General features: G+C 52.7%; 13 protein-coding genes. All 13 read left to right on the plus strand.

The window, feature by feature from the left end; all coding sequences use genetic code 11:
* Positions 1–71: 71 nt before the first annotated feature.
* Positions 72–812, plus strand: coding sequence for a cytochrome c biogenesis CcdA family protein (locus AC2FNE_RS12430; protein WP_496805479.1), 741 nt, complete (start codon positions 72–74; stop codon positions 810–812).
* Between the two features lie 14 nt (positions 813–826).
* Positions 827–1405 carry a thioredoxin family protein gene (locus AC2FNE_RS12435; protein ID WP_496805480.1) on the plus strand — a complete coding sequence of 193 codons (579 nt, stop codon included), beginning with the start codon at positions 827–829 and terminating at the stop codon, positions 1403–1405.
* 131 nt (positions 1406–1536) lie between these two features.
* Entirely contained in the window at positions 1537–2013 is a 477-nt protein-coding gene (soxX, locus tag AC2FNE_RS12440) for a sulfur oxidation c-type cytochrome SoxX (protein ID WP_170607559.1), read from the plus strand.
* Positions 2014–2059: 46 nt separating this feature from the next.
* Positions 2060–2476 (plus strand): thiosulfate oxidation carrier protein SoxY, encoded by a 417-nt coding sequence (gene soxY, locus AC2FNE_RS12445; RefSeq protein WP_170474532.1) that lies wholly within the window; start codon positions 2060–2062, stop codon positions 2474–2476.
* A gap of 34 nt (positions 2477–2510) precedes the next feature.
* Positions 2511–2840 carry a thiosulfate oxidation carrier complex protein SoxZ gene (gene soxZ, locus AC2FNE_RS12450; protein WP_496805481.1) on the plus strand — a complete coding sequence of 110 codons (330 nt, stop codon included), beginning with the start codon at positions 2511–2513 and terminating at the stop codon, positions 2838–2840.
* Positions 2841–2910: 70 nt separating this feature from the next.
* Complete coding sequence (soxA, locus tag AC2FNE_RS12455; RefSeq protein WP_170474538.1) at positions 2911–3756, plus strand: sulfur oxidation c-type cytochrome SoxA; 846 nt, start codon at positions 2911–2913, stop codon at positions 3754–3756.
* A gap of 87 nt (positions 3757–3843) precedes the next feature.
* The gene (soxB, locus tag AC2FNE_RS12460) at positions 3844–5541 is read left to right on the plus strand and encodes a thiosulfohydrolase SoxB (protein ID WP_170607562.1); all 1698 of its coding nucleotides are present in this window, start codon (positions 3844–3846) and stop codon (positions 5539–5541) included.
* 63 nt (positions 5542–5604) lie between these two features.
* Positions 5605–6876, plus strand: coding sequence for a sulfite dehydrogenase (soxC, locus tag AC2FNE_RS12465; protein ID WP_496805482.1), 1272 nt, complete (start codon positions 5605–5607; stop codon positions 6874–6876).
* Positions 6860–7918 (plus strand): c-type cytochrome, encoded by a 1059-nt coding sequence (locus AC2FNE_RS12470; protein ID WP_170607566.1) that lies wholly within the window; start codon positions 6860–6862, stop codon positions 7916–7918. Before soxC ends, AC2FNE_RS12470 begins: the two co-directional genes overlap by 17 nt.
* 2 nt (positions 7919–7920) lie before the next feature.
* Positions 7921–8628, plus strand: a complete 708-nt coding sequence (locus AC2FNE_RS12475; RefSeq protein ID WP_170607568.1) for a c-type cytochrome — start codon at positions 7921–7923, stop codon at positions 8626–8628.
* A gap of 24 nt (positions 8629–8652) precedes the next feature.
* Positions 8653–9915, plus strand: coding sequence for an NAD(P)/FAD-dependent oxidoreductase (locus tag AC2FNE_RS12480; RefSeq protein ID WP_170474553.1), 1263 nt, complete (start codon positions 8653–8655; stop codon positions 9913–9915).
* A gap of 81 nt (positions 9916–9996) precedes the next feature.
* Entirely contained in the window at positions 9997–10431 is a 435-nt protein-coding gene (locus AC2FNE_RS12485) for a DUF302 domain-containing protein (RefSeq protein WP_170474556.1), read from the plus strand.
* Position 10432: 1 nt separating this feature from the next.
* A partial coding sequence (hemA, locus tag AC2FNE_RS12490; RefSeq protein WP_496805483.1) for a 5-aminolevulinate synthase occupies positions 10433–11509 on the plus strand: 1077 nt, incomplete at its 3' end.

The following is an 11509-nucleotide window of genomic DNA, read 5'->3' on the forward strand; positions in this document are numbered from 1 at the left end:
CGATTGACCGCGGGACTATATCTTTATAATTTTGAATGTATGAATAATAACGCGTCAGGACGATTTTGGCCATGCTCGATATTACATTTGCAGGAGCTTTGGCCGCAGGGCTATTGTCGTTTCTTTCACCCTGTATCTTACCAATTGTGCCTTTCTACCTCAGCTATCTGGCTGGCGTCGGAATGGAGCAAATCGCGGCGGATTCAGCCATTTCCTCTGACATCCGCCGCAAGGCGACGCTTTTGGCGATTGCATTTGCGGCAGGGATTATTACGATTTTCATGGCTCTCGGCGCAACAGCTTCGGTTTTTGGACAGTTGGTTCGTGAGTATTTCGACATTTTGCGATGGATTGCGGCGGCGATCATTATCGCAATGGGCTTGCACTTCTTAGGGGCCATTCGCGTCGGTTTTCTTTATCGCCAGTTTCGGGCAGAAGTTGGCGATACATCAAGTGTCAGTCCAATTGGCGCATACATTCTTGGGCTCGCTTTCGCCTTTGGCTGGACTCCATGTGTTGGACCAGTGTTGGCGGCTATTTTGTTCACGGCTGCAGGCACGGATACATCTTGGCGCGGCGCGGGGCTTCTGTTCGTTTATGGCGTTGGAATGACCGCACCCTTTGTTGTTGCCGCCTTTCTGGTAAAACCGTTCATGCAGTGGATGGCGAGGTTCAGAAAACATCTGCCTAAAGTAGAAAAAGCAATAGGCGGACTTATGATCCTCTTCGGCCTTCTGATCGCAACCAATTCCATCAACTACATCGCTCAGTGGATGTTGGACTACATGCCTTGGCTGGCAGCCATAGGCTGATTAGGGAGAATGTCATGAAACGAGTTTTTCTATCTCTAATACCATTCCTGTTAGCAGCCATAGTATCCGCCGCAGAGCTTGGCGACGACGGTCTGCATAAAACGCCGTGGATGCGTGACACTTTCAAAGACCTTCGCGAGGATCTTGACGAGGCTTCCGGTGAAGGTAAGCGGTTGGTACTATTTATTGAGCAGCAAGGCTGCATTTACTGCAAGAAGATGCACGAGGAGGTTTTCCCTCAGCCTGATCTCGCCTCTTACATCGAAGAAAACTTCTTTGTAGTTCAATTGGATTTGCACGGAAGCACTGCGGCCATCGACTTCGATGGTGATGAAAATGAACAACGGGCTCTGATGCGCAAATGGGGCATCTTGTTCACGCCAACTCTTGTATTTTTGCCCGAAGACGTACCCGAGGGCGTCACGGCAATCGAGTCTGCAGTCGCTGTGATGCCGGGGGCGTTTTCTAAAGCAACCACTATAGATCTTTTTACATGGGTCAACGAAAAACGCTATGAACTTGATAACGATGAAGATTTTCAGCGTTATCATGCACGCCGCATTCAAGAGCGAAACAATATTTCGCAAGATTGACTGCCTTCTTTATAAATAAAAAAATTCAAAATAATGAATTTAATGTTGCGACGGACCATGTCCGTGGACTACGGTGCACATGGGCTTTGGGTCGCAATGCGCCGTCGGCGCGGTAGCAAATGGGAGGGATCATGAAGCTGAAACTCTTAACTTTGGCCTGTCTATTAACAGGCAGTGCTGCCTTTGCGGCAGAGACTGGCCCAAAGGACGTCAGCTATGACGACTATGGCGCCATAGAAGAATCGCTTACCGGGGTCGCCGGCGACGCAGAAAGCGGTGCGATCATTGTCGGTGAAAAATCCAAAGGTAATTGCGTTGCTTGTCATGAGGTCACAGCACTGGCCGACATTCCGTTTCATGGCGAAGTCGGTCCGATGTTGGATGGCGCAGGCGATCGTTGGACCGAAGCGGAACTTCGTGGACTGGTCGCAAACGCAAAGATGACATTCGAAGGCACGGTTATGCCAGCGTTTTACAAGGACGATGGCTATATCCGTCCAGGTGATGCCTACACGGGCAAAGCTCCGACTGCACCTTTGACGTCGATTCTCACAGCGCAGGAAATTGAGGACGTGGTCGCATTCCTAGCGACCCTGAAAGAGGAATAATCCCGCCTTCTGGCGTGAGACTTCAAGAATTCAAAGGAGTTTGAAAATGGATCTTTCTCGTCGCGAGACTCTGGCCCTCGGTCTAGGAGCTGCGTTCCTGACAATTGTGCCGTTCCGTGCAAATGCAGCGGCTGAAGATGCGATAGCCGCGTTTACCGGTGGCGCGGAAATGACCGAAGGTGGTGTAACACTAACGGCTCCGGAAATCGCTGAGAATGGGAACACAGTGCCGATCGAAGTCAGCGCACCTGGGGCTGCTTCGATTCTGATTGTTGCAGCTGGCAACCCAGAACCGGGCGTCGCCACGTTTAATTTCGGCCCTTTGGCCGCTGAACAAGCAGCTTCAACCCGTATCCGCCTTGCCGGAACACAGGATGTCATTGCCGTGGCCAAGATGGCGGACGGCAGCTTTGCGAAGACGTCTGCGACCGTAAAAGTGACAATTGGAGGCTGCGGCGGCTGATCGCCACGCACCCTGAATAACAGGAGATTTTCCAATGGCATCCGGTGTAAAACCCCGCGTCAAAGTTCCAAAAACAGCCGCTGCTGGCGAAACGATCACGATCAAAACACTGATCAGCCACAAGATGGAAAGCGGTCAGCGGAAAGACAAAGAAGGCAACGTTATTCCTCGCTCGATCATCAATCGATTTACCTGCGAGTTTAACGGAGAACTCGTTGTTGACGTAACGATGGAACCGGCAATTTCGACTAATCCGTACTTCCAGTTCGATGCAACCGTGCCTGAAGCAGGGGAATTCGTTTTCATATGGTACGACGACGACGGATCTGTCTATGACACCAAAAAATCGATCGAGATCGCCTGACGGCTCGACCACTACGGCAGGTCAGCGCTTGCTGCGAATTCTGGCGCTGCTCCACCAAGGGAGGAATGCAATGAATATGAAGGCAATGACGGCGATAGCGGCATTTCTGGCTTTACCGATAGCGGCGGTGGCCGGACCGGACGACGACAATCTCGTGATTAACGACGAGCTGGACATGATCTCGGTTACCGATGCGCCGGAGCACGTCGAAAATTTCGACAAGATTTATTCAGGTTGGCATTTCCGGACAGATGAAACCCAAGCACTGCAGATTGATGATTTTGACAATCCCGCAATGATTTTTGTCGATCAGGCTTCCGACCTTTTTGAAACGGTTGACGGGGCGGCCGGTGAAAGCTGTGCCTCATGCCACGACGGCGTCGAAAGCTTCCAAGGCCTGCAAGCGTCAATGCCCAAGGTCGATTCTGAAAGCGGCAAGCTAGTTGTTATGGAAGATCTGATTAACAAGTGTCGGACGGATCGAATGGAAGCGGAACCATGGAAGTGGTCAGGTGGAGACATGCAGGCAATGGTCGCATTGCTTGGCTTGCAATCGCGCGGAATGCCCATGAACGTTTCCATTGATGGCCCCGCTGCTCCTTATTGGGAGCAGGGTAAAGAGATGTACTATACCCGTTACGGTCAGTTGGAATTGAGTTGCGCCAATTGTCACGAAGATAACTGGGGTAACATGATCCGGGCAGATCACTTGAGTCAGGGAATGATCAACGGTTTCCCGACTTATCGATTGAAACAAGCCAAATTGATTTCGCGCCATAATCGGTTTCGCGGTTGTATTCGTGATACCAGGGCCGAAACTTTTGCCGAAGGTTCGGACGAATTCCGCGCGCTAGAACTCTACGTGGCGTCGCGTGGCAACGGGCTTTCGGTCGAAACTCCGGCTGTGCGGCAATAACGAAGCACCCGCGCTGGAAATATCTGGCGCGGGTTTTTGATGACATTTACATTCACACATTTAGATGTGACAAAGGAAAGTCAGTAGATGATTTCGCGACGTGATTTTCTCCAAGTCTCAATGGCGGCTTCGGCGCTATACGGCGCCTCCGGTTTTGGCAAATGGTCCAGACTTGCTGCGCAGCAAAGCTTAACGCAAGATCAACTTCTTGAATTTGAAACTTTTGGTAACATCAGCCTGATCCATGTCACGGATATTCATGCGCAGCTTAAGCCGATCTATTTTCGAGAGCCTGAGGTCAACCTAGGTATCGGCAACGCGCGTGGACAAATGCCGCATGTGACAGGCGCCGCGTTCCGCAAGGCTTATGGTATAGATGATGGAAGCCCATCGGCCTATGCGTTGACCTACGACGACTTCGCGGCACTGGCCAAAGCCTATGGCCGAGTCGGTGGGCTAGACCGAGTTTCAACAGTCATTAGCGCCATTCGGGCTGACCGTCCTGACGCATTGTTGCTGGATGGCGGCGACACCTGGCACGGTTCCTACACCTGCTATCAAACCGCTGGCCAAGACATGGTCAATGTCATGAACGCACTAAAACCTGACGCGATGACGTTCCATTGGGAATTCACGTTGGGCAGCGAACGGGTCAACGAGATAGTAGAAGGTCTTCCATTTGCATCGCTAGGTCAAAACATTTTTGATGCGGAATGGGACGAACCAGCAGAGTTGTTTCAGCCCTTCAAGTTCTTTGATCGCGGAGGTTCCAAGATTGCCGTCATTGGACAGGCATTTCCATACATGCCGATCGCAAACCCTAGCTGGATGTTTCCAGAATACTCTTTTGGGATCCGCGACGAAAACATGCAGGCCATGGTGGACGAAGTGCGAGAAGCCGGTGCTGATGTCGTCGTCGTGCTAAGCCATAATGGATTCGACGTGGATAAAAAGATGGCGGGGCAGGTGCAAGGGATCGATGTGATCCTTAGCGGCCATACCCATGATGCGCTGCCCGAGCCGGTTTTGGTGGGTAAAACACACATCATAGCATCAGGCTCCAATGGCAAATTTGTCAGCCGGGTCGACTTGGATGTTCGGGATGGTCAGATGATGGGATTGAAGCATAAACTAATTCCAATCTTTTCTGACGTTGTCGCACCTGATCCCGCGATCACCGCTCTCATCGATGAACAGCGGGCGCCATTCAACACGGCGTTAAGTGAGGTGATCGGCAGAACCGACTCCTTACTCTATCGCCGCGGCAACTTTAACGGAACCTGGGATGACCTGATCTGCGATGCGTTGATCAGCGAACGTGAGGCGGACATTGCTATGTCGCCAGGGGTTCGCTGGGGGCCGTCAATCCTGCCGGGGCAGGAAATCACGCGGGAAGACATTTGGAACGTCACTTCGATGACCTACCCAAATGCTTATCGTACTGAAATGACGGGTGAATTCATCCACGTAATATTGGAAGATGTCGGCGACAATCTGTTCAACCCTGATCCCTACTACCAGCAGGGCGGCGACATGGTTCGTGTCGGTGGGCTTGGTTATCGCATCGACGTGACCAAGCCGCAGGGACAGCGGATCAGCGACATGACCCTTCTCAAAACCGGCGAGGCGATTGATCCAGCAAAGACATACATTGTGGCAGGTTGGGCCAGCGTTAACGAAGGCACCGAAGGCCCCCCAATCTGGGATGTCGTCGAAAATCACATTCGCAGCCAAGGTACCGTAACTGTCGGGCCTAATACATCGGTCGAGGTTATTGGCGCCTGATACAGCGCTGCAACACGAACATCAGAAACAAGATTTGCTGATCGAGTAACGGAGGCAAACCAAATGAGTGACAACTCCAAAGGAAAGGCAACTTCCCGTCGCCAATTTCTGAGCGGCGCAGCAGCCGTTGGAGTAGGCGCAGTTGGCTCCGGGGCGGCCCGTGCCGCAAGCCCCGACCCGCTGATTACACAGGTTCAGGAGTGGGCGCAGACCACTGGAGAAGGCGTCGACGCAACACCCTATGGGTTGCCAATTCAATTCGAAAAGGAAGTCGTGCGGCGCAATGTAGAATGGCTGACCGCCGACACGATCAGCTCAATAAATTTCACACCAATCCACGCGTTGGACGGAACAATTACACCTCAGGGGTGTGCGTTCGAAAGGCACCATTCCGGCGCTATCGAACTAAGCAAGCCAGACTACCGCTTGATGATTAACGGTCTCGTCGATACGCCGCTGGTCTTTACTTATGAAGACCTTGAACGCTTCCCTCGTGAAAACCGGGTCTATTTCTGCGAATGCGCCGCGAATACCGGAATGGAATGGGCGGGAGCGCAATTGAACGGTGCCCAATTCACGCACGGCATGATCCACAACATGGAGTATTCCGGCGTGCCACTTCGTACATTGTTGGAAGAGGCTGGAGTCAAACCCGCAGGAAAATGGATTTATGTCGAAGGTGCCGATGCATCGTCCAACGGTCGCTCGATACCGTTGGAAAAGGCGATGGACGACGTGCTGGTTGCTTTCAAAGCCAACGGAGAGGCCTTGCGTAAGGAGCACGGCTATCCGGTTCGCTTAGTGGTACCCGGTTGGGAAGGCAACATGTGGGTCAAGTGGCTACGTAGGGTCGAAGTAACCGAGATGGCAATCGAAAGCCGCGAAGAGACATCCAAGTATACGGATACACTCGAAGACGGCACGTCGCGTAAATGGTCTTGGGTGATGGACGCTAAGTCCGTTGTCACGTCGCCCAGCCCGCAAGCGCCGATTACACATGGTCCGGGACCACTAGTGATTACGGGGTTGGCTTGGTCGGGTAGAGGCTCGATCACAGGAATCGACGTATCCGTGGACGGAGGCAAGAACTGGGTGCCGGCGCGTTTGGCAGCACCGGGTACCGACAAGGCGCTGACCCGCTTCTACCTGGACTACAACTGGGACGGTTCGGAGATGCTTTTGCAGGCCCGCGCAAAAGATTCCTCGGGCTACGTCCAGCCAACCAAAGCTCAGCTGCGAGATGTGCGAGGAGAAAACTCGATTTACCACAACAATTGTATCCAGACCTGGTGGATCAAGGAAAGTGGAGAGGCGGAAAATGTCGAAGTATCATAAGTTATTTACCGCTTCAGCGATTGGTCTATGCATGGCGTTCCCTGCTTACGCAGAAAAGTTTGGCCTTGGGCGTCCTGCCTTGCCTGAAGAGATCGCGGCATGGGATCTGGATGTCGCCCCTGATGGAACTGGATTGCCGCACGGGTCAGGTGACGTTTTCACTGGGGAAGAGGTCTTTGCCGAGCAATGCGCCATATGCCACGGTGACTTCGCCGAGGGCGTGGACAATTGGCCCAAATTAGCGGGAGGAGAAGGAACGCTTGCCGACAAGGATCCCTTGAAGACGGTAGGTTCCTATTGGCCCTATCTTTCAACGGTCTGGGATTATGTGAACCGTTCGATGCCGTTCGGAAATGCGCAGTCACTGGAGCCGGATGATGTCTATGCGATGGTGGCATATATCCTTTATTCCAATGATATTGTGGATGACGAATTCACGCTGTCGCATGAGAATTTCCTCGAAGTTGAAATGCCTAATGCAGAAGGGTTTATCGTGGATGACCGCGACACTTCAGAGGCGCATTTCTGGACTGACGAACCTTGTATGAAGGATTGCAAGGAAAGCGTGGAAATCACTATGCGAGCGGCTGTTTTGGACGTAACGCCGGAAGAGACTGAATTAAACGCAACCGAGGCTCAGACAACGGTTCAGGAAGCGTCAGCTGAGGTTGAAGTTGAAGCAAAGGAAGAGTCGGCAGCAGAAGAAATAGCTGCGCTTGATCCCGAGATGATTGAAAGCGGCGAGAAAGTTTTCAAGAAGTGCAAATCCTGCCATCAGGTCGGTGAAGGCGCCAAGCACCGCACTGGACCGGCTTTGAATGGAATTATCGGAGCCAATGCCGGTGCCGTTGAAGGTTTTAAATACTCAAAAGCAATGAAGGCGGCTGCAGACGAAGGCCTCGTTTGGAACGACGAGGAAATGGCCGCATTTCTCGCAAAGCCAAAGGCCTACATGAAAGGAACGCGAATGTCTTTCGCAGGCCTTAAAAAAGAAGACGATATCCAAGCGGTGATCGTCTATCTCAAGTCATTCGGAGGCTGATAATGCGTTGGCCGACCATACTGATGTTTGCTGCCGCCTTAGGTGCTCTCGCACCTGCGACCAGCGCAACAGAGAACCTCGGCGATGCAGACGCAGGCAAAATCGTTTTCGCCAAATGCAAAGGCTGCCATCAAGTTGGAGAGGGAGCCAAGAACAAAATTGGCCCGCATCTTAACGGGGTATTTGGACGTAAGGCCGCAGCGCTAGAAGATTTTAAGTACTCCAAAAGCCTGGTGCGCGCTGGAAATTCCGGCCTTGAATGGCACGCGGACACTCTTTCGGCGTACATTGAAAATCCTCGCGCATTCGCGTCTGGAACACGGATGAGTTTTGCCGGACTAAAAAACGCTGAAGAACGGGCGAACGTGATCGCCTATCTGCGTATATTCTCGGACAATCCGCGAGATATCCCCGAAGCGGATCCGACGGCCAAAGGAACCGATCACTCGGTGGACCCGGAAATACTGGCGATTCAGGGGGACCCTGAATACGGTGCTTATCTCAGCAGCGAATGCACGACATGCCATCAAATAGAAGGAAGCGACGAAGGCATTCCCTCTATCGTGTACTGGCCGGACGAGGACTTTGTAATCGCCATGCACGCTTACAAAGACAAACAGCGGCCACATCCGGTGATGCAAATGATCGCTGCACGGTTGAGCAATGACGAGATTGCAGCGTTAGCAGCCTACTTCAAGAATCCAGAATGACAGTGCCAAATGGGAGGAAACGCGATGACACTCAATAGACGTACATTTCTTGGGACAGCTGGGGTAATTGCAGCTGGATTATCCGCGCCAATGGTGCTGGCCCAAGGTAAACCACGTGTCGTAGTTGTTGGCGGTGGCGCCGGCGGCGCGACTGCGGCGCGTTACATCGCTAAAGACAGCAAAGGCGAGATCGATGTCACTCTGATCGAACCGACGCGGACCTACTATACCTGTTTCTTTTCGAACCTGTATCTGGGTGGATTTCAGGAACTGTCCGACATCGCGCACAGTTATGGAACGCTGGCTGCGAACTACGGTGTCAATGTCGTCCATGACTGGGCTGTGGGTGTTGATCGGGACGCTAAGACAGTATCTTTGGCGGGGGGTGGCTCTGTTCCTTATGACAAGCTGATCCTGAGTCCTGGCATCGACTTTGTGGATGGAGCGGTTGAGGGTTGGGACGTATCCGCTCAGAACAAGATGCCCCACGCATACAAGGCTGGCTCGCAGACCGAACTTCTCAAGGCACAAGTGATGGCAATGCCAGAAGGTGGTACCTTTGCAATGGTCGCTCCTCCGAATCCATTCCGTTGCCCGCCCGGACCCTATGAAAGGGTTTCGATGGTGGCACACGTCCTAAAGGCGAACAATCCGACGGCGAAGATCATCGTGGCTGACCCCAAGGCGAAATTCTCGAAAATGGCTTTGTTCCAGGAAGGGTGGGCCAACCATTACGAGGGAATGGTAGACTGGATCGGAGAAGACTTTGGTGGTGGCAATGTATCAGTGAACCCGGATGCGATGACCGTGACAATTGACGGCGAGGAAACCAAAGTCGATGTGTGCAATGTGATCCCGGCAATGAAAGCCGGGCGTATTGCGGAATTGGCAGGTGTTACCGACGGCAACTGGGCTCCGGTAAACGCCGCTGACATGTCCTCGAAGGCAGATCCGAATATTCATGTTCTTGGGGACGCAAGCCAACAGGGCGATATGCCCAAATCTGGTTTCTCAGCCAACAGTCAGGCGAAAGTCTGCGCGAACGCGGTACGAGGTGCGTTAACCGGATCCAAAGTATTTCCGGCCAAATTCTCTAACACCTGTTGGTCGCTCATTGACGCGGATGACGGCGTCAAGGTTGGTGCTACCTACGAGGCGACGGCCGAAAAAATCGCCAAAGTGGACGGGTTTATCAGCCAGACCGGCGAAGGTGCAGACCTTCGAAAGGCGACATACGAAGAGTCGCTGGGTTGGTACGCGGGTATCACTTCGGACATGTTTGGTTAACAAAAATTGGGGGTTTTGACCGATGTCAAAGCCACCATCACGCAACGTGTGAAGATGCGGTTCAGGAGGAGGAGAATGATCATGAAACACTTTATCGCCAAGACCGCGTTCTTAGCTGTGCTGGCAAGTCAATCGTTTGCCGAAGAGATCATCACCGTCCCTTTTGACGGCACTTTTGACGATGCGACGTTTGCCGTCGAGTCCGCGATTGTCGGGCAAGGACTGGTTATCGACTATGTCAGCCACGTTGGAGACATGCTGAACCGGACGGGTGCTGATGTCGGTAGCGCCAAACAGATATTCTCGTCAGCAGATATCTTCATCTTCTGCTCTGCAAAAATCTCTCGTGAAGTAATGGAAGCCGACCCGATGAATATCGGGTTCTGTCCCTACGGTATTTTCGTGGCCGAGGATGATGGCGGCGTAATGGTTGGTTATCGAAGCTATCCCGAGGGGCCAATGGAGAAGGTAGAAACGCTGCTTTCGGGAATTGTTGAAGAGGCGGTCGGGAACTGAAATGAATTACCCAAAGTATTTTCGCGAGCAGTTGGAACAACTGCGGGAGGAGGGAAACTACCGTGTTTTTGCTGATCTGGAGCGGCAGTGCGGCGCGTTTCCATCGGCGTTTAGTCACGCGGAAACCGGCCCTGAGAAAGTCACTGTTTGGTGCTCAAACGATTATCTTGGAATGGGCCAGAATCCAAATGTTCTAGCTGCCATGCATCGGGCGATTGACAACTGCGGTGCCGGGGCTGGTGGTACCCGGAATATCTCGGGAACCACACACGAGCATGTTCTTCTCGAGCGGGAACTTGCGGACTTGCACGGAAAAGAAGCGGCTTTGCTGTTTACTTCTGGTTATGTATCCAATTGGGCTGCTTTGGGAACCTTGGCGTCCCGAATTCCCGGCATCACAGTTCTGTCTGATGAATTGAATCACGCTTCGATGATCGAGGGCATACGCCACAGTCGCTGTCAAAAGCGGATTTGGAAGCACAACGATCTTGAAGACCTGGAAAAACAACTTTTGGACCTGCCGGCAAACGCTCCAAAACTCATTGCGTTCGAGAGCGTCTATTCGATGGATGGAGACATCGCTCCAATTGCAGAGATTTGTGATCTGGCGGATCGGTATGGCGCGATGACCTATCTGGACGAGGTTCATGCAGTAGGACTTTACGGTCCGCGCGGTGGCGGCATTGCCGAGCGCGAGGGTTTGATGGAGCGTCTGACCGTCATCGAAGGCACCTTGGGCAAAGCGTTCGGTGTCGTCGGTGGATATATCGCGGCGTCCTACGACCTTGTTGACTTTATTCGCTCCTTTGCCAGTGGGTTTATCTTCACTACCGCGTTGCCTCCGGCCGTCGCTGCAGGCGCCGCAGCATCAATATGTCATCTGAAGCAGAGCGATAAGGAGCGCTACCTGCATCAGCAACGCGTGCGTGAGGTCAGGGACAGGTTGGATGCTCTGGGAATTCCACACACCAAAAACCCAAGTCACATTATCCCCGTTATGGTCGGCGACCCAGTCAAGTGCCGTTTCATCTCAGACGTACTGATGCGCGATTATGGGATTTACATCCAGCCCATCAAC

The organism is Ruegeria sp. YKSD179 (genome assembly GCF_059612885.1).